This window comes from Methanobrevibacter cuticularis, assembly GCF_001639285.1.
GTDB classification, from domain to species: domain Archaea; phylum Methanobacteriota; class Methanobacteria; order Methanobacteriales; family Methanobacteriaceae; genus Methanobaculum; species Methanobaculum cuticulare.
Genome location: NZ_LWMW01000011.1, coordinates 12,456 through 34,106, shown reverse-complemented (window position 1 = coordinate 34,106; position 21,651 = coordinate 12,456). Strand labels below are relative to the sequence as shown.

The following is a 21,651-nucleotide window of genomic DNA, read 5'->3' as shown; positions in this document are numbered from 1 at the left end:
AATGGCAAAAATGGGATCAAGAAAGCATCTTAAGAGATATAAAGCACCTAAAAATTGGCCTATTCACCCAAAAGAAAATAAATGGACAGTAAAGCCTGCAGCAGGACCACATGCAATCGAAGAATCATTGTCATTATTGATTGTTGTCAGGGATATTTTAGGTTTAGCTGATAATTCAAGAGAAGCTAAAAGAATTATTAACACTGGTAAAGTGTTAGTTGACGGTAGAGCTAGAAAAGATTATAAATATCCTGTCGGGTTTATGGATGTAGTTCAAATTCCAAAAACTGAGGAAACTTATAGGATTCTTCCAGATACTAAAGGTAGATTAACCCTCCATCCCATTCCAAAGGGGAATGATGGATTTAAGTTATGTAAAATTACTGATAAAACTACTATTAAAGAAAATAAAACTCAATTAAATCTTCATGATGGTAGGAATATGATTGTAGATGAATCTTATTCTGTTGGGGATGTTGTTAGTTTAAATGTTCCTAATCAAGAAATTACAGATAATTTCAAATTTGAAGAAGGAGCTATGGTTCTTATCACTGGTGGTAAACATACTGGGGAAATAGGAAAAATTAACGAAGTTATTATTAATAAATCATCTAATCCTAACACTGTCATTGTTGAAAATGATAAAAAGAATGAATTTCTTACTTTAAAAGATTATGCTTTTGTTATAGGAAAAGATGAACCTATAATTTCACTTCCAGGAGGTAACTAGATGAATCCTATGGAAGAAGTTCTCATAGCCAAAACTACTCTCAATATCGGTGTTGGAGAATCTGGAGAAAGATTATCTCGTGCTATAAAGCTTTTATCTGAATTAACTGGACAAGAGCCTGTTAAAACTTTTTCTAAAGTTACAAACCCTGAATTTGGAATTAGAAAGAATCAACCAATTGCATGTAAAGTAACTTTACGTGGTGAAAGTGCGAATAAAGCTATTAAAATGGTTTTAGATGGTATTGGTAATAATATAAAATCAAAACAGTTTGATACTCAAGGTAATGTTTCATTTGGTATAGAAGAGCATATTGATATTCCAGGAATTCGTTATGATCCAGATATTGGTATTTTTGGAATGAATGTTTCTATTACCTTTGAAAAACCAGGATATAGGGTAAAAAGAAGAAAAATTCAGCAAAAAAAGATTCCTGAAAAACATATGGTTAAAAAAGAAGAAACCATGAAATATATGGAAGATAATTTTCAAGTGAAAATCAGCTAATTCAATTGAAATTAGCGACTAACTGAAAAAATTTACTGAATTATAAATTCAAGATTAATAAATCAAGATTAAATAATCAATTAAATGATTAACTAAAATTTAAGGTGATATGTTGCCAAGAAAATATGGAAAAGCAGCAAGAAAATGTAGTCGATGTGGGGATCATTCTGCTATGATTCGAAGATACGGACTCATGTTATGTAGACAATGTTTTAGAGAAGTTGCTCCTAAAATTGGATTTAAAAAATATAATTAGAGGTGTTTTATTATGACTCTTATGGATCCTCTTGCAGATGCTCTAACTAATATTAGAAATAATGAGCTTCAAGTTAATGAATCTTGTTCTATTTCTCCTGCCTCTAAATTAATTGGGCAAGTATTGAGCACAATGCAAAAAGAGAATTATATTAGTGAATTTGAATATATAGATGATGATAAGGCCGGAAAATTTGAAGTAGAATTAGAAGGTAACATAAATCAATGTGGTGTTATAAAGCCTCGTCATTCTGTAAAAAAAGATGAATTTGAGAAATTTGAAAAAAGATATTTACCAGCAAAAAACTTTGGAATTTTGATCGTAACCACTCCTGAAGGAATTATGACTCATAATGAAGCTAAAGAGAAAGGTATTGGCGGTCGTTTGCTGGCTTATATGTATTAGGTGATGAGATGGTTCTAGCTGCTGTTATTAAGGAAGAAATATTGATTCCTAAGGGTGTAGATGTTGCTATTGGTAATATTTTAACTGTTAAGGGGCCTCAAGGCGAAGTTTCTAGGAAATTTACATATCCTAATATATCTATTAAAAAAGAAGATGACAAAGTACTTTTAGAAACTTCTTTTCCTAAAAAGAAAGATAAATCTATGATTGGAACCACACGAGCTCATATATCCAACATGATTATTGGGGTTACAAGTGGGTTTACATATAAAATGAAAATTGTTTTTGCTCATTTTCCAATGACTGTAAAGGTCAAAGGAAATAAAGTAAGCATTGACAATTTTTTAGGTGAAAGACACCCTAGGTCTGCTAATATTGTAGGTGCTACTAAAGTTAATGTAAAAGGTGACGAAGTAACTGTCACAGGCATTAATAAAGAAGATGTTGGTCAAACAATGGCTAATTTAGAGCAAGCTACTAAAATTAAGGGAAGAGACCCTAGAGTGTTCCAAGATGGAATATATCTTGTAGATAAAAGTTAGAGTGTAATGAGTATATGTAGTGAATTATTATTAAATAGATTATTAATGCAATACTACAACTTAAAAAAATAATGTATTATTTATTGGTGATTCAATGAAGAAAAAATTCAAAAGACAAGAATACGCCAGATATAAAAAACTTGGAATAAAATGGAGACGTCCAAGAGGAAAAACCAGTAAAATGAGAAGATATGAAGCAGGGAAACCTGCAATGCCTTCTATTGGATATGGTTCTCCTAAAGTTATGAGAGGACTTCATCCATCTGGGTTCAAAGATGTTCTTGTTCGAAATATGTCTGAATTAGAAAATTTAGATCCTGAAACTGAAGCAGGAAGAATTAGTGCTACTATTGGCAAAAGAAAAAAAGAGCTGATGTTAACTAAGGCATCAGAATTAGGTATTAAAATATTAAATAAATAGCTAAAACTATTTAAGATGAATGTTTTAATTGAGTTAATTTATTAAAATTTATTATTATTAATTATATTAACTACTTATGACATATAACATAATATTAATGAACTATTATTAAGGAATACAAATTAAGGAATATAGATATTAAAGATAATCATGTTAAAATTAATTATATTAAGATTAATTATTATAAACTCAAATAAATGGATTAATATAAATAATGAATAATCTAATGTAATGTTTTAAAATAATTACATTGAAATTTTTATAACAATTTGTATAACTTATGTCAATAACTATTAGTTTGATAATATTAAAATTAATTAAATTAATTAATAACTAAAAATATAAGGGAAACTTGAATAAATAATTAAAATGATTCAAGTTTATCAGCTAAGCTGAAAATGGAGGTTTTTCATGAATCTTACTACTCAAAAGAGATTAGCTGCAAGTATACTTAAGGTTGGGATTAATCGTGTTTGGATTGATCCTGAACAAATTGAAGAAGTATCAAGGGCTATTACAAGAGAAGGTGTAAAGCAGCTAATAGATCAAAAAGCTATAAAAGCCAAACCCCAAAAGGGTATAAGCAGCTATAGATCAAAAAAAATAAAAGAACAAAAGAAAAAAGGAAAAAGAAAAGGTAGAGGTAGCATAAAAGGAGCAAAAAAAGCTCGTACTCCTAAAAAACAAGTTTGGATGACTACTATCCGTGCTTTGAGGAAGGATCTTAAAAGTATGCGTGAAGCAGAAGAGATCAATGCTACAACTTATCGTAAATTATATAAAATGGCTAAAGGTGGGGCCTTCAGAAGTAAATCTTATATGAAAACCTATGCCAGGGACCATGATTTGATTAAATAGGAGGAATATAGGTGGCACAAGGATCAAAATATAAAGTAGCATTTAGAAGAAGAAGAGAAGGAAAGACTGACTATAATGCCAGAATAAAATTAGTAGATTTAGACAAGTCTAGATTTGTAGTTAGGATCTCTAATGCTAATGTAATAGCTCAGATAATAAATGTGGGAAAGGATGGGGATGAAACCATCGTATCTGCACATAGTAAAGAATTAGAAAAGATAGGATGGTTAGGTGGAACTAGCAATATAAGCGTAGCTTATTTAACTGCTTATCTTTGTGGTAAGAAAGCTTTAGATAAAGGTGTAACAGATGTGGTTTTAGACATAGGGTTAAAATCTCCTATCAGAGGATCTAAAATATTCGCAGCTCTTAAAGGAGCGTCTGATGCAGGATTAAATATTCCTCATGGCGAAACTATTTTACCTGAGGATAATCGTATATCTGGAGAAACTATAGCTGAATATGCTAAATCATTAGATGATGAAGGTATTAAAAAACAATTTTCTAAATATGGTGAAAGAGGACTCCAAGTAACAGATTTACCTAGTCATTTTGAAGAAATTAAAAATAAAATTGATGAGGCCTAATTATGAGTTTTAATATGGAAGATTGGGAACCTAAAACAAAGGTTGGTAGAATGGTTAAAGAAGGAACCATCACCGATATTGATGAAATTTTTGAAAAAGGTCTCCCAATAATGGAATTGGAAATAGTAGATGCTTTGCTTCCAGAGCTAGAAGAAGAAGTAATGGATGTCAACTTGGTCCAAAGAATGCATAAATCTGGAAGAAAAGTTAATTTCAGAGTTATTGTTGCAGTAGGTAACAAGAATGGTTACGTTGGATTAGGTCAAGGTAAAGCTCGTGAAGTTGGACCAGCTATCCGAAAAGCTGTTGATGATGCTAAATATAACATCATAAAAGTTAGAAGAGGCTGTGGAGATTGGGGTTGTGTTTGTGGAAGAGAACATACTGTTCCTTTCAAAGTACAAGGTAAAACTGGAAGTGTCAATGTTGTATTGATACCAGCTCCAGCAGGTGTAGGTTTAGCTATTGGTGATGTTGGTAAAACTTTAATGAAACTTTCAGGAATAGCTGATGTGTGGTCAAAATCAAGTGGTCAAACTCAAACAACCGTTAACTTTGCAAATGCTACTTTTGAAGCATTAAAAGGATTAAACAAAGTTAAAGCAACTGAAAAAGATCTTAAGAGCATGGGTGTATGCTCTAACTAAAGGTGATTTTAATGTTTTTTGTTATTAGAATTCGAGGTACAACTGGTGTCAACAAAGGCATAGCTGATACTTTAAAAATGTTAAGATTAACTAGGATTAATCATGGTGTTTTAGTTGAAGAAAATCCTAATTATAAAGGTATGCTTCAAAAAGCTAAAGATTATATCACCTGGGGTGAAATAGATTCTGATACTTTAGCTGAAATTATATCTAAAAGAGGAGAATTTGTTGGTGGGAAAAAAGTCACTGATGAATATTTAAAAGAGAATACTGATTATTCCTCTATTGAAGAAATCGCTAATTTATTGATTAATTCTGAGATTAAAGCTACTGATATTGATATGAAACCTATTTTTAGATTACATCCTCCACGAAAAGGATATGAAGGTATTAGACTTTCAATTAATGAAGGAGGCTCTTTAGGTTATAGGGGCGAAGTCATTAAAGATCTCGTCAATAGAATGACTTAGATATTATTGTAGGTGTAATAATGATTAGAAAAACTCGTAAGATTAATAAAATGAGAGGATCAAGATCTATCGGAGGAGGCTGTTCCAAAAAAAGAAGAGGTGCAGGTAACAAAGGTGGAAAAGGAAAAGCTGGAATGGGTAAACACCATTGGACTTGGACTGTTAAATTTGATCCAGATCATTTCGGCAAATATGGTTTTAAAAGACCTCAAAAAGCTATAAAAAAAGTTAGTCCTGTTAATTTGGGTTATTTAGATGAACATTCAGAAAAATTAGTGGCTAATGGAATAGCTACCAAAGAAGGGGATGCTATTATTATAGATGTAACTGATTTAGGGTATAACAAAGTTTTAGGAAAAGGAAGACTTTCAAGAGCCTTAACAATCAAATCTCCTATGTTTTCTGCTTCTGCAGAAGATAAAATACAAGAAGCTGGAGGAGAAGCTATAAATTTATAGTTTTAACTCTTCTATATATTATATCTGTATGTGTTTTATAAATATGGCACTAGTTTAAATATATTAATCTTTATATATTACAATACAGTTACAATACAAATTTCATATTTAATAATTATATAAATTAATAATCTTTTTTATAGAATCTATTTAATTCAATAATTAATAATATGAATATTTTCTTAAATTTAATTATATTAAAAAATAGATTAATATTAAAAAATACATTATAAAAGCAATTCAGATTAAAATTAAAGTTTATTAAAAAGTTAAATATTATATTCAAATTAAACTATATTAAAATTATAAAGTTGAATGATAAGAGGTGCTTAAATCTTTAAATATCTTGATTAGTATTTTCTTTATATTTTAAATAGTACTGAGGATTAAAATGATTTTAGAATATTTAAAACCGGTGTTTGCTCTACTTCCTGAGGTAAAGGTACCCATACATAGGCAAGATTTTAAAGAGAAACTTAAATGGACAGTTATTATATTACTGTTATATTTCTTTTTAACAAAAATTCCTCTTTATGGATTGAGTCCTCAATCAGTAGATCAGTTTGCTCAAATGAGAGCTGTTATGGCAGGTAGTTTTAGTTCAATTCTTACTTTAGGAATTGGTCCTATCGTAACTTCATCTATTGTCTTGCAATTGTTGGTTGGAGCTAAGATTTTGAAACTTGATCTTTCTAAACATGAAGATAAGGCTCTCTTCCAAGGTACTCAAAAAGTACTAGCTATTGTATTTACAGTATTTGAAGCAGCTGTTCTTGTATTTACTGGAAGTTTAATTCCTATAAGTGCTGATCTTCAGTGGATATTGTTACTTCAATTAGTTATAGGATCTATACTGATTATTTTCCTCGATGAAGTTGTATCAAAATGGGGTTTTGGAAGTGGTGTAGGATTATTCATTGCTGCTGGAGTTTCAGAGGCAATTATAGTAGGAGCATTTAACTTCCTACCAACGGCATTCCAACCAGGTGTCATGCCAGGTATAATTCCTAAATTCATACAATCAATAATGGCAGGTTCTCCTGATCCTGCAATACTGATTCCACTAATAGCTACCATTGGAGTGTTCTTAGTGGCTGTATATGGTGAAAGTATGAGAGTAGAGATACCAATTTCTCATGGTCAAGTTCGAGGTCATGGAAGAATTAGAGGATCTGTGGCTAAATATCCTTTAAAGTTCATCTATGCAAGTAATATGCCAGTTATTTTAACTAGTGCTTTTCTTGTAAATATTTCACTAATGGCAAGTGTGTTTCAGAGAGTTGGAGCCCCAATTTTAGGTGAAGTTGTAAATGGTAAGGCTATTAGTGGGATTGCATATTATCTTTCAACTCCTTCGAGTTTGGGATTGCTCTTTACAGATCCTTTAAAAGTATTGATTTATGGTGTATTTTTCGTAGGATTCTGTATTCTTTTCTCATGGCTATGGGTAGAGATGAGTGGTTTAAATGCTAAAGAAGTGTCTAAAAAGTTGTACGACTCTGGAATTCAGATTCCTGGATTCAGAAGTAGTAAAAAACAACTTCAAAAAATAATGAAAAAATATATACCTGCTTTAACAGTTCTTGGTGGTGCTTTTGTTGGTATACTGGCATTTGGGGCTGATTTGACTCAGGCTGTCGGTGGAGGAACTGGAGTTTTATTGACTGTAGGTATTATTTATAAACTTTATGAAGAAATAGCTCAAGAACAACTCATGGATATGCATCCTATGTTAAGAAGATTCTTGGGGGATTCTTAAGAGAATAATTCTGAGATGAATAGGTAATTAGAATAAATAATTAATTAGTATGAGAATTAATTAGTATGAGATGTAAATTAATCTTTGTTAAGAGGGATCTATTTGAAATTGGTGATTTTAACTGGAATTCCAGGCTCTGGGAGTACTACAGTATTGGAAAAGACATTAGAAGAAGTTGATTATCTTCATTTAAATTATGGGGATGTTATGACTAAAATAGCTAAAGACAAATCTATTGTGAAGGATAGGGATGATTTAAGAAAGTTATCTCCTGAAATCCAAAAAAATATTCAAAAGGAAGCTGCTAAACATATAAAAGATGTATCTCAAAATGAAAATGTTATTGTAGATACTCATTGTACAATAAGTACTCCTTTAGGATTTTTACCAGGGCTTCCTAAATGGGTTTTAGATGAATTAAACCCAGATACTTTTATATTAATAGAAGCTGATCCCGATGAAATTATTCTCAGAAGAATTTCTGATATTAGCAGAACTAGGGACATGGAAAAATATGATGAAATTAGATTACACCAAGAAATAAACAGATCCACAGCCATGTCTTATTCCACTCTTACTGGAGCAACTGTTAAAATTTTAGAAAATCACGATGATCAATTGGATATAATTGTTGATAACCTTGTTGCAACTTTAAAATAATTTTAAACTAAAATAAACTTTTATAATAAATTAAAATATTTAATAAAAGAATTAAATAACTAATTGGAGTTATTATAATTATTAATAAATAAAATAATCAATTATAAATATCTAAAAATACTGAATATAATAATTAATTAGAATTTATTATTTAAAGAAATATTGAATATAATGACAATTTGGACTAATATAATATTTATTGGATTGATATTCTAGAGAGATTAAATATTTAAAAAGAGGAAATAAAAAATGGATATATTTACTATAATTTTTGGTGGATTAGACATGATTTTTGGGCCAGTATTGGCTTTAGATCCTAATCCTTCAAATCCTATGCTAACAATTTTCCTGATATCTACTTTAATAGCTTTTATAACTACTTTAGCTAATAAATTATTGGTTAATCAGGATGAAATGGAATCTATAAGAAATGAAATGAAAGAATTTCAAACAGAGATGAAAGAAGCGCAGTTAAGTGGAGATTCCAAAGCATTAGCTAAAGCTCAAGCTCAACAGAAAGAAGTTATGGCAAAGCAAACTAAGATGATGACATCCTCTTTTAAACCAGTGATTATAACTTTTATTCCAATAATTTTAGTATATTGGTGGATGGGTCAGTCTGCAGTTTCTAAAGTAGCTGTTCAATTACCTGAATTTGTCTATTATATATTACTTGTACCATTGTGGCATATGTTCTATGGAGGTAATAGTGCTCCTTTCATAGTAGGTTGGTTAGGATGGTATATTCTTTGTACATTTGCAATGTCACAAATTCTTAGAAAATACATGGGTCTTAAATCAGGGATGTAACTTGATTTCACCCTATTATCATTCAATTTCATGAAATTTTACACCTCTCATGATTCAATTCGCTAAAATTTTTAATCATGAAACTAATAGCTACAAAAATAATGTTATTTTAAAATAATTATGAATAATAATTCTGAGTAATTAGAAATAATTATGATAAATAATTTATAATGCAATTAATAATTTAATAATTATATAATAAAATGATTATATAATATTATAATACTAGCTATTTTTAACAAAATCAAAAAATGTTAATAAATATACTACTTAAAAATAATAAATATTAGGTGAAAAAATGCCTGCAAATAGATTTAGATCTAGATCATACAAAAGAACTCATAAAAAAACTCCAGGCGGTCAAAACGTCTTGAGATACAAAAAGAAAAAACCAAGTAAACATGTTTGCGCTGAATGTGGTAAACTTTTACATGGAGTCCCAAGAGGAAGATCATACGAAATTAGAAAATTATCAAAAAGTAAAAGAAGGCCTAACAGACCATTTGGGGGATATTTATGCTCTGAATGCACTCGGAAACATTTTAAATCAGAGGCAAGGTCCTGATGATTATAACCATCGGTGGTTTAGCAGGTAGTGGAACAACTACTGCTGCTGAAGTATTGTCAGAAAAGATTAATATTCCTTTTATTTCTGCAGGAAATATATTTAGAGATATGGCAAAGGAAAAAGGAATGTCTCTTATTGAATTCAGTAAATTTGCTGAAGACAATACATCTATCGATATTGAGCTTGATAAACGGCAAGCTGATTTAGCTAAAGAATCTAAAGACTTAATTATCGAAGGAAGACTTTCTGCTTATTTTGTGGAAGCAAACCTTAAAATTTGGTTACTAGCTCCATTTGATACTAGATGTGAAAGAATTTCTAACAGGGAGTCTAAGTCTAAATATGTAGCTAAAAAAGAAATCTTAATTCGAGAGAGAAGTGAAGCTTTAAGATATTTAGAAATTCATGATATTGATATTAATAACTTTGATATTTACGATTTAGTATTGAATACTAACAGATTCAACCCAGTAAATATTTCAGAAATCATATTAACAACATTAAAGGTGATATAATGGCATCCATAGAAGTAGGAAGAGTATGTATTAAAACTGCAGGTAGGGAAGCAGGAGAAAAATGTGCAATTGTAGAAATTATCGATGAAAACTTTGTTGAAGTGATTGGAGTTTCTGTTAAAAATAGAAGATGTAATATTAATCATCTTGAACCTTTAGAAGAAACTTTAGATGTTTCTGGTGATGCAGAAACAATTAAAAAAGCTTTAGAAGCTTTATAAACTTTACAACATTTTCATTTTCCTTCATTTTTTAATATGTTTAATTATAAATGTAAGCTATTTAATCATCTGAATATAAAATTATTTATAAAAGTTAAAGATGTTTAATTATAAATGTAAGCTATTTAATATCTAAGTTAACATTATTTATTTATAAAACTAAATATATTGATTTAAAGGCATAATAAGAAAAATATCATAGATAATAATTATAAATATGATTTTATAATTATCTTTTTTTAATTTTTAATTTTTTTGCATATATTTTTAATTTTTTTAAAAATTTTGAGGTATAACCATGGGAAAACTTTTAATTAAATCTAAATCAACAACAAACCCTGAATATGGATCTAAACCTCATGATAGATCAATAGAGGAACATCTATCCAAAGGTATCATTAATTTAGATAAACCATCAGGGCCAACTTCTCATGAAATTGATTCTTGGCTTAAAAGAATTCTCAATGTTGAAAAAACAGGCCATGGAGGTACTTTAGACCCTAAAGTCACTGGTGTTTTACCAATTGGAATTGATTCAGCAACCCGTGTGATTCAGCTGTTATTATCAGCACCTAAGGAATATGTTTGTTTAATGACATTACATCAAGATGTTGATGAAAATAGAATTAGAGATATCCTCAATGAATTTCAAGGTAAAATATTTCAAACACCTCCTGTAAAGTCCGCTGTAAAAAGGGAATTACGTGTTAGAACTATTTATTATATTGATTTACTTGAAATTGAAGGTAGAAATGTTCTATTTAAAATTGGTTGTGAAGCTGGAACATATGTAAGGACTTATTGTCATGATATAGGTGAAGCCCTAGGAACTGGAGCACACATGGCAGAGTTACGCAGAACTGAAGTAGGATCATTTACAGAAAATGAGAATTTAGTAACTCTACAAGACGTCACTGATGCTTATCATTATTGGAAAGAAGATGATGATGAATCTTATTTAAGAAAATATGTACTCCCAATGGAAAAGGCTACTGAACATTTGCCAAAAGTATTCATTAGGGATTCTGCAGTCGATGCACTTTGCCATGGTGCCGATTTAGCTGCAGGGGGAATAGTATCTATTTCAGAAGACATTAGAAAAGACAATACTGTAGCCATTCTTACTCTAAAAGGAGAACTAGTGGCTTCTGCAAAATCTCTTTTAAATGTTGAAGAAATCTTGGAAGCTTCTTCTGGAATAATGTTTGATACCAAAAAAGTTTTCATGAAAACCGACATATATCCTATGATGTGGAAATAGCTATTTTTTTCTTATTTCTTCTAATTTGTTTTAATCATGAAATTTTTTTAATATAGTCAAGCACGAAATTTTTGGCAATAATTATATTTTTTTATTTAGCTAATATGTATTTATTTTCAACATAAAGAATAAAATAAGCTATTTGGAATTTACTAATATTATATCAATATTAATGTTTATTAGAATTTTATTTAAAATTTAACTAGCTTGGATATTTAATTTTAATAAATTAAGAATTAATATAGGATTATATTAAATTTAAACCCATGATATCAAGAATAAAATTCTGAAAAATAATTATTTCCACCATCATAACTAATTACAAAGAAAATGTAATAGATATATCTTCAAAGTATAGTAAAATATAATACTATTTCAAATACATGAAGATGAATCAATTATACTATTACTCTTTATAAATCATTCTTTTTACAAAACTACTCATAAAGCATCATCAGGAAATTCATCATTAAAATTTATCGTGTCGTTTTTGTATACTACAAACTTACCTTTTATTTTTCTTCTAAAAAAGGAATACGTCCACCTAGAGCTTTCAAATTCTAAATATAATGTTTTTGGCACATCAATATAAGTATCTTTGATCATATTAGAATATATTATTATAAGTTCTTGAAACTCAGAATTATAATTTATTGAATAAAACATGCTATTTTTAACTATAACCATTTATTACCTCATTTTTATTTTTAATTTTTATATTTTTTTATTAATATTTATATTTTTTCATTAATATTTTAATATAATATTAAATGATAAAATTAAAGTGTTAAAGAGATCAAAATAGTTTAGATGATAAAAGAACCATTATATTTTTAAAAAAGAGTGGTAAAACTGAATAACTCATATCTCATGCCTATGTTGATGCATAAGCTGTTGATACAAATAATCTTGTTTTGGGTCTTTGGATATTTTCTTATTATAACAGTTTAATGATTATAATGAAATTGTTCTTTGATTTTATTAATCTTCATTTTTCATCGTATATCTCATGTTTGATCTTAAGAGGCATGGATACAACTTTTTTCAATTGTTTTTGATTATTTTTTAATATACGAATTTTTATATATTTTCATATATTTTCATATATGAATTTTATTAAATATTATACTTTTTTATAATATTATAAGTAATTTTTATTTATTAATATAGGAATATTTAAATATTATGATAGTTAAGGTATTCTATGTACTAAATATTAGTTTTATTAATTATATTAATACTAAATAAATTACTTTTTTTAGATAGGTGGTATTTCACTGAGTTTTAGATTTAATACCTCTTATTTATTTTTTAATAAACAAATATTAGTATATTATAATTTTTCTTTTAATTAATTATATTTATATATAAATTTAATTAAGATATAATGTAAATATTATTAAATATTAAATTCTATAATAAATACAGTTTGATAATTTTTTCTAATATCAGTTTTTATGGAAGTTGCAATATCAATATTATATTTCTGGTATTTTAATAACCAAAAACTTTAAATGTATTAAAAATTAAATATTGTTTTATCCTTAATTTATTGCTAATTTATTCCATTTTTATAATTTAAAAATAACTAGTATTTTTAAGATTAAATAGTGAATAGCAATGATTGTAATCTTAATTAATTAGAATTTATCTTTTTCTAATTTAAGATTGATTGTAAGATTTTTGAAACTTTTTTTATCTTCTAGATATGTTTCTCTATATGATGGTAATGTTTCAATGTCTAGTTTATCTTGCCGAGATAGTCTAGCCTGGTAAGGCGCAAGACTGGAAATCTTGTGGGGATTTTCCCCGCCTGGGTTCAAATCCCAGTCTCGGCGTTCATTGGTACTAAAAACATCCTGTTTATGTATCCAATATTATTGAACTCTTAGAAATTAATAAAATTTATATATTACTATTTAATTGATTTATATATTGCTTAATTGTTTTATATATTATGTAATAGTCTTATATCTAATTAAATATTAAATTAACTAAGTTTATATTGTTGAAAAAACTGTGTTTTATATGAAATGAATTTTATGTAAAGCATTCGAATCCAGAATTTTTTTAACGTCTCATGGGTTCGCTCTAATAATCGGAGGTTATTTAATGGAAGACGACTTTAAGCACTTGGTGCGTATTTCAAGAAAGGATGTAGATGGTAAAAAAACTATCGAACATGCTTTAACTGACATTAAAGGTGTGGGTATATCTTTATCTAGGTCATTAGCTATAGCTATGGGCTTTGATTTAAATCAAAAAATTGGATATATCTCAGATGAAGATGTCTTGAGAATTGAAGAAGCTTTAAAAGATCCTCAAAAATTTAATATTCCTACATGGATGTTAAATAGACAAAGAGATTATGCAACTGGTAAAACTTCTCATTTAATTGAATCTGATCTTGCTATGACTTTAAGGGATGATTTAAATCGAATGAAAAAGACTAGAAGCTATAAAGGAAGAAGACATGAAGTTGGTTTGCCTGTAAGGGGTCAAAGAACTAAATCTACCTTTAGAAAAGGTTCATCTGTCGGTGTAAGGCGTAGAAGAGGTTAATTAATTCTATCTAATCAATAATTAGTTTAATATCTTAGAATACTATGATTTAAGTATGGATTTAATTAATTACATATTTACGTTATTATTTAAGATTTTAAATCATTATTTAAATTATTTAAGATTTTAAATCATTAGTTAAATTATTTAAGATATTAATTGTAGTAATTATTTAAGCTATTATTTAGTTTATTTATTAAATTATTCACTAATTAATGGTTTAAATTGTTTTGATTATTTAAATTGTTTTGATTAGATTATTAAGAACTTATTCTATTTAAGGAATTATTTTAACAAATATTAAAAATAATGAATATTATTTGATTTAAGGAGATTATATAATGGGACATCCAAGAAAATCAAGAAAAAAGTATGACACTCCACCTCATCCTTGGAATGCTGAAAGAATTAAAGCAGAAAATAAACTAATGGTCAAATATGGTTTAAAAAATAAAAAAGAGATTTGGAAAGCTGATACATTAGTTAAAAAATATAGTAGGGAAGCAAGATACTTACTAGGTTTCTCATCAGAACAGGTAGAAGAAGAGAAAAATGAATTAATTGGGCATCTAACAAGGCAAGGAATCCTTGAGGAAAACTCTCAATTAGAAGACATTCTTAACTTAACTGTTGAGCATGTTTTAAGAAGAAGATTGCAAACCATGGTTCATCAAAAAGGACTTTCTAGAACAGCTAAAGAAGCAAGAATGTTTGTTATACATGGTCATATAGCTATGAATGGAAAGAAAGTAGATTCTCCAAGTTATGCAGTAAAAAGGGGAGAAGAAAGTTTCATAGGATTCTACACGCCTTCTGTAGCTAAACAAATAGAAGAATTTAACTCTGCAAAAAGCGAAGCTAGTGTAGATGATAAATCTAGTAAACCATCTTCTAAAAAAGCTACTAAAAAAAGAACACATAAAAATAGATAGAGGATGTAATAATGGCAAAAGATGAAAAATGGGGAATAGCTAATATTTACTCATCATTCAATAACACTATTATCACTGTAACTGATATTACTGGAGCTGAAACAATTTGTCAGTGGTCTGGTGGAAAAGTTGTTCGTGCTGATAGGCAAGAAGCATCTCCTTTTGCAGCTATGGAAGCAGCTACTCGTGCAGCTGATGATGCTAAAGAAAAAGGATATGTTGGCTTACATATAAAAGTTAGAGCTCCTGGTGGAAATGGTCCTAGAAGTCCAGGTCCTGGTGCCCAAGCTACTATAAGAGCTTTAGCTAGAGCAGGAATCAGAATTGGTAAAATAGAAGATATTACTCCTATACCTCATGATGGTACTGGACGACCTGGAGGTAAACGGGGAAGAAGGGTCTAATATGGAGATTGAAGTCAAAAATAAAGATGAAAATGAAATTACTTTTATTATTCGTGATGCAGAAGTGCCTTTAGTTAATGCAATTCGTAGAATTGCTATGATGGAGGTTCCTAAGTTAGCTATTGAAGATGTTAACATTGTTCAAAATGATTCAGCAATGTTTAATGAAGTATTAGCTCATAGATTAGGTTTAACTCCAATAGTTTCAGATATTGCAGCTATTGAAGGTTTAAATTTAGCTGATGAATGTGATTGTGAGGATTATTGTCCTAGTTGCAGCGTTTCATTTACATTAAATAAGACTGGTCCTGGAATTGTTTATTCTAAGGATTTATCTTCCACTGACTCAACAATAAAATCAGTATATGATACAATACCTCTTTTAAAACTTAAAAATGACGAAAATGTGGAATTAGAAGCAGTAGCTAAGATTGGTTTTGGAAAAGATCATGCAAAATGGATGCCTACTACTGTGTGTTCCTATAAACAATATCCTAAAATTACTTTTAATGAAGACAAAGAAGTTGACTATGGCTGTGCTGAAGCTTGTCCAAGAGGAATATTAAAAGCTGATAAGCGTTCTAAAAAGATAAAAGTGCAAAATCTAGAAAATTGTTCTATGTGTAAAAGTTGTTTTAGGGCATCTGAAAATGGTTATATTGATGTAGGATTTGAACCAAACAATTTCATATTTAGAATTGAAACTGATGGTGCAATGCCTCCTGAAGAGGTTTTATTAAAAGCTTGTGAAATTTTAGGAGAGAAAGCAGACAAATTTATCAAATTTAGTAAAGAATAGTATTGAGGAGGAAACAAATAATGGCTAAAAGAGTTATTAAGACTAATCCTAATCTTATTGGACTTATAGGAAATCTTAAAGAAAAATCTTACAAAGAAGAAGTAGCTATTTGGAAAGATGTTGCAAAACGCCTTGAAAGATCTACAAGAAGACAAGCAGAAGTTAACATATCAACCATAAACAGATTCTCACAAGAAGCTGAAACAGTGTTAATTCCTGGTAAAGTACTTTCTAATGGATCTTTAGATCATAAGGTTAGTGTTGTAGCATTGAATTTTTCCCAAAATGCTCAAGAGAAAATTGAAGAAGCTGGTGGAGAATGTATTTCCATCAGTGACATACTTGATAAAAACCCTAAAGGTAATAATATAAGGATATTGGAATAATTATTATGTACTTATAATTATTATATTATATTTACTATAATTATTGCTATCTTTATATGTTTATTAAAATTAAAGGGAAATAAATGGTGTTATTCATGATTATTAACGGTGAAGGACATATTTTAGGAAGACTTGCTAGTGTAATTAGTAAAAAGCTTCTAGATGGTGAAGAAATTGTTGTTCTCAATGCTGAGAAAATACTCATCACTGGTTCTAAAGAATGGGCTTATGCTAAATACAAACAAAGAGTTGACAGAGCAAGTATTTCTAATCCACGTGATATGGGGCCTAAATATCCTAGAAGGCCAGAAGAAATATTCAGAAGGACTGTAAGGGGAATGTTGCCTTATAAAAAATCCAAAGGAAGAGTAGCTTTTAAAGGATTAAAGGCTTATGTCGGTGTTCCAAGAGAATTCCAAGAATCTGAAACATCTGTTTTATCTCAAGCAGAATATCAAGATATTAAAAAAGGAATTGAATTAGGAGAAATTTCAAAACTTTTAGGGGCTAAATTCTAATTTTAGCTTAAAAGTTTTATTTATGGAAGTGTTTTAATGAAAAAAGTTGTTCATACAAGCGGAAAGCGTAAAACAGCTATTGCTAGAGGAACTGTTCAAGAAGGTAAAGGTAGAGTTAGAATAAATAAATACCCAATTGAACTTTATTCTCCAGAGCTCGCAAGATTAAAATTAACTGAACCTTTAACTTTAGCAGGGGATATTGTCAATGATGTGGATATCAATGTTAAAGTTGTTGGTGGAGGAGTTATGGGTCAAGCTGAAGCTGCCCGTATGGTAATTGCAAAAGGATTAGTTCAATGGACTAATGATATGGATCTTAAAGAAAAATTTGTTCAATATGATAGGACAATGTTAGTAGGAGATCCAAGACGTTCAGAACCTAAGAAATATGGTGGTCCTGGAGCAAGAGCTCGTAAACAGAAAAGTTATCGGTGATTCGATAAACTTTTCATGTTTTTCTTGAATTAAAAGATATAAAAACAAGGAAATGATGATTTAATATGATTCCTATACGATGTATAAGTTGTGGAAAACCAGTTTCTGCATATTTTGATGAATATAATAAAAGATTAGATGATGGAGAAGATTCCAAAACTATTCTTGATGATATTGGCCTTAAAAGATATTGTTGTAGGAGAATGCTGATTACTCATGTTGAAACATGGGAATAATTCATATTTTAGATCCTATTAACATAATTTTTACCAAAACAATCATCAATGATTAAATATTTATCATAAAATCATAAATAGCTATGATTGATTTATTATAATTCTATTTATTACAATTACATTCATTGTAATACTAGAAGATTATCATATGGAGATATAAAAATGGCTACAAGCAAATTAACAAGATTTGAAAAAGCTAGACTTCTTGGAGCAAGAGCTCTTCAACTTTCTATGGGTGCAAAACCATTAGTTAAGGTATCTGACTCTATTGATCCAATTGATATAGCTGCATTGGAACTTGAAAAAAAAGTTTTACCATTAATTGCTAGAAGAAATGATTAATAAATAATTTCTTCGATCAATTGAATAATAAAATTAAGTTATAGTTTAAATTAAGGAATATTAAATTATAAATATTAATAAATATAACATATTAATAAATAGAAATTATTAATAAATCTTTGAAGGATATTAGTAAATAATTCTATATAATATTTTATATTTAAAATATTTTAGAATATTTAAAATATTTTAGAAAAATATTTAAGAATTAATAAAATAATAAATAAAATGTATATAAAATTATTATTTAAGATTTAAAATAAAACATAATAATATATGTAAATTAATACAATATTTTATTATAACATTTTAATTATTTAAGATCAAAATAAAACATAATAATATATGTAAATTAATACAATATTTTATTATAAGATTTTATAAAATATTTTATAATAGGATGAAATTTATAAATGAAGTAATCATATCATATTAATCTATAAATCAACCTCTGTTTTTTACAAGATTATTTAATCTCATTATAGGTTACATGATTTGGAATTATAAACAAAAGTATAATAAATGCATTATATTAATAAATAATGAATTTAAATAAGATATCAAATCATGGTTATCTAATTTAAGCATAATTATAATGCAAAACATTAATAAATTTAATTAATATAATTTCTAATAAAATTATATGATTATTGTAATAAATATGTATTGTTGATTAAACATATGATTGTAATAAGTCTGTAATTTATTGATTAAACATATAATTAGTATAAAATAGTTTAATAATATATAAAACGCTTTTGGGGTGTTTTTTTGGATAGTGTTATAGAAGATGTCCGTGTTAGGAAAATTTTAGACAGTAGGGGAAACTCTACATTAGAAGTAGATATCCTCACTTGGAATGGCTTTGGACGAGCTGCAGCTCCAAGTGGAGCAAGTACTGGGACCCGTGAAGTTGTCTCTTTTCCAGAGGGAGGGGTAGACAGAGTACTTAGTGAAGTTGAAGATGTAATTTCTTCTGAACTCATTGGAATGGATGCTGAGGATTTAGAAGATATTGATTTAGTTTTAAAAGAGATTGATGGAACTGATAATTATTCAGCTATTGGTGGAAATACTGCTGTGGCTGTTTCAATGGCGGTAGCTAAAGCAGCAGCAGCTTCATATAATTTACCTCTTTATAGATTTTTAGGTGGTAATTTCATTAATGAAATCCCTTATCCACTAGGTAATGTTATGAATGGTGGGGCTCATGCAGGTGTCCATGCTCCTGATATTCAAGAATTTTTGGTTATTCCAACAGGTGCAAGTAATATAAGTGAAGCAGTGTTTGCGAATGCAGCTGTTTCAAAAAAATTAAAAGAATTAATACAGAATAAAGACTCTAGATTCACTGGAGGTAAAGGTGATGAAGGGGGATGGATTCCAAATATAACTAATGTTGCAGCTTTAGAAATACAATCTCAAGCATGTGAAGAGGTTGGAGATGAACTAGGAATATCTATTAAACCCGGGTTAGATATGGCTGCCTCTGAACTTTGGGATAGTGATAAAGAAAGATATGTTTATGCTCAAGATAATGTTTCTAAAGACACTGGTGAACAAATAGAGTTTGTTAAAGATATAATTGAAACTTATGGAATGTTTTATGTTGAAGATCCTTTTGATGAAAGTGATTTTGATGGGTTCACACAACTTAACTCTATTGTAGGCGATAAATGTTTAATCTGTGGTGATGATATTTTTGTTACAAATAAGGATATATTGGCCGAAGGAATTGAAAAAAAAGCAGCTAATGCATTAATTATCAAGCCTAATCAAATAGGATCTTTATCTGAAACTTATGCAACAGTTAAATTAGCTAAAACTAATGATATAATTCCAGTTGTTTCTCATAGATCTGGTGAAACCACTGATGAGACTATAGCTCATTTATCAGTAGCTTTCTCCGCACCATTTATAAAGACTGGTGCCTTAGGTGGAGAAAGAATAGCTAAATTAAATGAATTAATACGTATAGAAGAGGAATTATCTAATCCAACTATGGCTAAATGGGATTAAAAATTCCATTATTAAAAAAAACTTTTGATTTAAATATTTAAAATGACTCGTATATTTTAGGTTAAAAAGGAGATATTATGGCTAATATAGAAATTGATTATAATAAATGTGATGGTGGAGACTGTGGAGAATGTGCTGATGTCTGTCCTATGGAAGTATTAGTACTTGAAGGAGATAAAATTAATATTCAAAATACTGAAGATTGTAGCTTATGTGAAGTTTGTATGGATGTTTGTCCTCAAGAATGTATAACTGTTGAGGATGATGAATAATATCTGTTATAGGGTAAGCATCATAGAAATATATAATATTAATCATATATAAAAATTTAATAAGAATATAAAGTTTTTATAAAAATATTATAAAAATAACCAATCTTTATAGAAAAACTATCAAAATAATTAATGTTTATAGAAATATTATTAAAATAATTAATAAAAATTATAATAATAATATAATAATAATTATACAATAAGAATAATCATAAAAATAAAGGTGATAAATTGTCAGAACTGTTAATACCATTAGAACAATATTTAGCGGCAGGATTGCATATAGGAACTCAACAAAAAACAGGTGATATGGAAAAATATATATTCCGTATAAGATCTGATGGATTGTATGTATTGGATATTAGTAAAACTAACGAAAGAATCAAAGCAGGAGCTAAATTTTTATCTAAATATAATCCAGAAGATATTTTAGTTGTAGCTACAAGACAATACGGTCAAGCTCCAGTTAAAAAGTTTGCAGAATTAATAGGATGCAAATCCATTCCTGGAAGATTTATTCCTGGAACATTAACTAATCCAAATTATTCAAAATTCATCGAACCTAAAGTTATTGTAGTTACAGATCCAAGATCTGATTCTCAAGCTATTATTGAATCAAAACAAATTGGAGTACCTGTTGTAGCTTTATGTGATACAGAAAATTTACTTAGTACAGTAGACTTAGCTATTCCAGTTAATAACAAAGGAAGAAAGGCTATAGCTTTAGTTTACTGGTTATTAGCTAGAGAAATATTAAGAGAAAAAGGAATTATAGGTGAGAATGAAGAATTAGATGTTGATGCTACTGACTTTGAATTGAAATTTTAGGTCTGCTTTTCTAATATTAACAACAAATATCCTAGTACTAAATTAATATTAACAACAGATATCCTAGTACTAAATTAATATTAACAACAGATATCCTAGTACTAAATTAATATTAACAACAGATATCCTAATACTAAATTAATATTAACAATAGATATCCTAATACTAAAAGCAAATACTTGCACTTAAATCTTTCAGTTTTAGTAAATCCTTTCACTATCTAATATTTCAGTATATAAT

The 21,651-nt window shown here is 28.5% G+C and carries 31 protein-coding genes and 1 tRNA gene; 31 read left to right on the top strand and 1 reads right to left on the bottom strand.

Annotated elements, in window-relative coordinates:
• Position 1: 1 nt before the first annotated feature.
• The 18 genes from MBCUT_RS00310 (at position 2) to MBCUT_RS00225 (ending at position 11,675) form a co-directional block, all read left to right on the top strand.
• A complete protein-coding gene (locus MBCUT_RS00310; protein WP_067257276.1) occupies positions 2-730 on the top strand; it encodes a 30S ribosomal protein S4e in 729 nt (242 codons plus the stop codon).
• The gene (locus MBCUT_RS00305; RefSeq protein ID WP_067257274.1) at positions 731-1,237 is read left to right on the top strand and encodes a 50S ribosomal protein L5; all 507 of its coding nucleotides are present in this window, start codon (positions 731-733) and stop codon (positions 1,235-1,237) included. It begins immediately after the preceding gene.
• A 109-nt stretch (positions 1,238-1,346) separates the two neighbouring features.
• A complete protein-coding gene (locus tag MBCUT_RS00300) occupies positions 1,347-1,493 on the top strand; it encodes a 30S ribosomal protein S14 (protein WP_067257270.1) in 147 nt (48 codons plus the stop codon).
• A 12-nt stretch (positions 1,494-1,505) separates the two neighbouring features.
• Positions 1,506-1,898 (top strand): 30S ribosomal protein S8, encoded by a 393-nt coding sequence (locus MBCUT_RS00295; RefSeq protein ID WP_067257267.1) that lies wholly within the window; start codon positions 1,506-1,508, stop codon positions 1,896-1,898.
• 8 nt (positions 1,899-1,906) lie between these two features.
• Positions 1,907-2,440: a 50S ribosomal protein L6 gene (locus MBCUT_RS00290; protein ID WP_067257263.1), complete on the top strand. Its 534-nt coding sequence runs from the start codon at positions 1,907-1,909 to the stop codon at positions 2,438-2,440.
• 94 nt (positions 2,441-2,534) lie between these two features.
• Positions 2,535-2,861: a 50S ribosomal protein L32e gene (locus tag MBCUT_RS00285; protein ID WP_067257260.1), complete on the top strand. Its 327-nt coding sequence runs from the start codon at positions 2,535-2,537 to the stop codon at positions 2,859-2,861.
• Positions 2,862-3,272: 411 nt separating this feature from the next.
• Entirely contained in the window at positions 3,273-3,719 is a 447-nt protein-coding gene (locus tag MBCUT_RS00280; RefSeq protein WP_067257259.1) for a 50S ribosomal protein L19e, read from the top strand.
• An 11-nt stretch (positions 3,720-3,730) separates the two neighbouring features.
• Positions 3,731-4,306 carry a 50S ribosomal protein L18 gene (locus tag MBCUT_RS00275; protein ID WP_067257257.1) on the top strand — a complete coding sequence of 192 codons (576 nt, stop codon included), beginning with the start codon at positions 3,731-3,733 and terminating at the stop codon, positions 4,304-4,306.
• Between the two features lie 2 nt (positions 4,307-4,308).
• Positions 4,309-4,953: a 30S ribosomal protein S5 gene (rpsE, locus tag MBCUT_RS00270; protein ID WP_067257255.1), complete on the top strand. Its 645-nt coding sequence runs from the start codon at positions 4,309-4,311 to the stop codon at positions 4,951-4,953.
• A gap of 11 nt (positions 4,954-4,964) precedes the next feature.
• Positions 4,965-5,423, top strand: coding sequence for a 50S ribosomal protein L30 (locus tag MBCUT_RS00265; protein ID WP_067257252.1), 459 nt, complete (start codon positions 4,965-4,967; stop codon positions 5,421-5,423).
• Between the two features lie 20 nt (positions 5,424-5,443).
• Positions 5,444-5,881 (top strand): uL15m family ribosomal protein, encoded by a 438-nt coding sequence (locus MBCUT_RS00260; RefSeq protein WP_067257249.1) that lies wholly within the window; start codon positions 5,444-5,446, stop codon positions 5,879-5,881.
• 391 nt (positions 5,882-6,272) lie between these two features.
• Positions 6,273-7,640: a preprotein translocase subunit SecY gene (gene secY / locus MBCUT_RS00255; RefSeq protein WP_067257246.1), complete on the top strand. Its 1,368-nt coding sequence runs from the start codon at positions 6,273-6,275 to the stop codon at positions 7,638-7,640.
• A gap of 102 nt (positions 7,641-7,742) precedes the next feature.
• Positions 7,743-8,300, top strand: coding sequence for an adenylate kinase (locus tag MBCUT_RS00250; protein WP_067257243.1), 558 nt, complete (start codon positions 7,743-7,745; stop codon positions 8,298-8,300).
• Positions 8,301-8,549: 249 nt separating this feature from the next.
• Entirely contained in the window at positions 8,550-9,110 is a 561-nt protein-coding gene (locus MBCUT_RS00245; protein ID WP_067257240.1) for a DUF106 domain-containing protein, read from the top strand.
• 298 nt (positions 9,111-9,408) lie between these two features.
• On the top strand, positions 9,409-9,675 hold the full coding sequence (locus MBCUT_RS00240) for a 50S ribosomal protein L34e (protein ID WP_067257238.1): 267 nt from the start codon (positions 9,409-9,411) through the stop codon (positions 9,673-9,675).
• A complete protein-coding gene (gene cmk, locus MBCUT_RS00235; RefSeq protein ID WP_067257235.1) occupies positions 9,675-10,193 on the top strand; it encodes a (d)CMP kinase in 519 nt (172 codons plus the stop codon). The genes MBCUT_RS00240 and cmk overlap by 1 nt, the downstream gene beginning before the upstream one ends.
• Positions 10,193-10,414: a 50S ribosomal protein L14e gene (locus MBCUT_RS00230; RefSeq protein ID WP_067257232.1), complete on the top strand. Its 222-nt coding sequence runs from the start codon at positions 10,193-10,195 to the stop codon at positions 10,412-10,414. Before cmk ends, MBCUT_RS00230 begins: the two co-directional genes overlap by 1 nt.
• Before the next feature lie 298 nt (positions 10,415-10,712).
• A complete protein-coding gene (locus MBCUT_RS00225; RefSeq protein ID WP_067257229.1) occupies positions 10,713-11,675 on the top strand; it encodes an RNA-guided pseudouridylation complex pseudouridine synthase subunit Cbf5 in 963 nt (320 codons plus the stop codon).
• A gap of 441 nt (positions 11,676-12,116) precedes the next feature.
• On the opposite strand, the gene MBCUT_RS00220 is transcribed toward MBCUT_RS00225, so the two are convergent.
• Entirely contained in the window at positions 12,117-12,362 is a 246-nt protein-coding gene (locus tag MBCUT_RS00220; RefSeq protein WP_067257226.1) for a KTSC domain-containing protein, read from the bottom strand.
• A gap of 1,066 nt (positions 12,363-13,428) precedes the next feature.
• Between MBCUT_RS00220 and MBCUT_RS00215 the strand changes: the two genes are divergently transcribed.
• From MBCUT_RS00215 to rpsB, 13 genes are all read left to right on the top strand, one after another.
• Positions 13,429-13,513: transfer RNA gene (locus MBCUT_RS00215), tRNA-Ser, on the top strand.
• Between the two features lie 274 nt (positions 13,514-13,787).
• Positions 13,788-14,237, top strand: coding sequence for a 30S ribosomal protein S13 (locus MBCUT_RS00210; protein WP_067257223.1), 450 nt, complete (start codon positions 13,788-13,790; stop codon positions 14,235-14,237).
• A gap of 341 nt (positions 14,238-14,578) precedes the next feature.
• Positions 14,579-15,169 (top strand): 30S ribosomal protein S4, encoded by a 591-nt coding sequence (locus MBCUT_RS00205; RefSeq protein ID WP_067257220.1) that lies wholly within the window; start codon positions 14,579-14,581, stop codon positions 15,167-15,169.
• A gap of 11 nt (positions 15,170-15,180) precedes the next feature.
• On the top strand, positions 15,181-15,573 hold the full coding sequence (locus tag MBCUT_RS00200; RefSeq protein ID WP_042701483.1) for a 30S ribosomal protein S11: 393 nt from the start codon (positions 15,181-15,183) through the stop codon (positions 15,571-15,573).
• A 1-nt stretch (position 15,574) separates the two neighbouring features.
• Positions 15,575-16,372 carry a DNA-directed RNA polymerase subunit D gene (locus MBCUT_RS00195; protein ID WP_067257217.1) on the top strand — a complete coding sequence of 266 codons (798 nt, stop codon included), beginning with the start codon at positions 15,575-15,577 and terminating at the stop codon, positions 16,370-16,372.
• A 20-nt stretch (positions 16,373-16,392) separates the two neighbouring features.
• Positions 16,393-16,758: a 50S ribosomal protein L18e gene (locus MBCUT_RS00190; RefSeq protein WP_067257214.1), complete on the top strand. Its 366-nt coding sequence runs from the start codon at positions 16,393-16,395 to the stop codon at positions 16,756-16,758.
• Positions 16,759-16,853: 95 nt separating this feature from the next.
• Positions 16,854-17,276 carry a 50S ribosomal protein L13 gene (locus MBCUT_RS00185; RefSeq protein ID WP_084270652.1) on the top strand — a complete coding sequence of 141 codons (423 nt, stop codon included), beginning with the start codon at positions 16,854-16,856 and terminating at the stop codon, positions 17,274-17,276.
• Positions 17,277-17,312: 36 nt separating this feature from the next.
• Complete coding sequence (locus MBCUT_RS00180) at positions 17,313-17,714, top strand: 30S ribosomal protein S9 (protein ID WP_067257208.1); 402 nt, start codon at positions 17,313-17,315, stop codon at positions 17,712-17,714.
• Positions 17,715-17,779: 65 nt separating this feature from the next.
• Positions 17,780-17,950: a DNA-directed RNA polymerase subunit N gene (locus tag MBCUT_RS00175; protein WP_067257205.1), complete on the top strand. Its 171-nt coding sequence runs from the start codon at positions 17,780-17,782 to the stop codon at positions 17,948-17,950.
• A gap of 162 nt (positions 17,951-18,112) precedes the next feature.
• Complete coding sequence (locus MBCUT_RS00170; protein ID WP_067257201.1) at positions 18,113-18,292, top strand: DNA-directed RNA polymerase subunit K; 180 nt, start codon at positions 18,113-18,115, stop codon at positions 18,290-18,292.
• Positions 18,293-19,063: 771 nt separating this feature from the next.
• A complete protein-coding gene (gene eno / locus MBCUT_RS00165; protein ID WP_067257197.1) occupies positions 19,064-20,311 on the top strand; it encodes a phosphopyruvate hydratase in 1,248 nt (415 codons plus the stop codon).
• A gap of 77 nt (positions 20,312-20,388) precedes the next feature.
• A complete protein-coding gene (locus MBCUT_RS00160) occupies positions 20,389-20,583 on the top strand; it encodes a 4Fe-4S binding protein (RefSeq protein ID WP_067257194.1) in 195 nt (64 codons plus the stop codon).
• A gap of 231 nt (positions 20,584-20,814) precedes the next feature.
• Positions 20,815-21,411 (top strand): 30S ribosomal protein S2, encoded by a 597-nt coding sequence (rpsB, locus tag MBCUT_RS00155; protein ID WP_067257190.1) that lies wholly within the window; start codon positions 20,815-20,817, stop codon positions 21,409-21,411.
• Positions 21,412-21,651 lie beyond the last annotated feature (240 nt).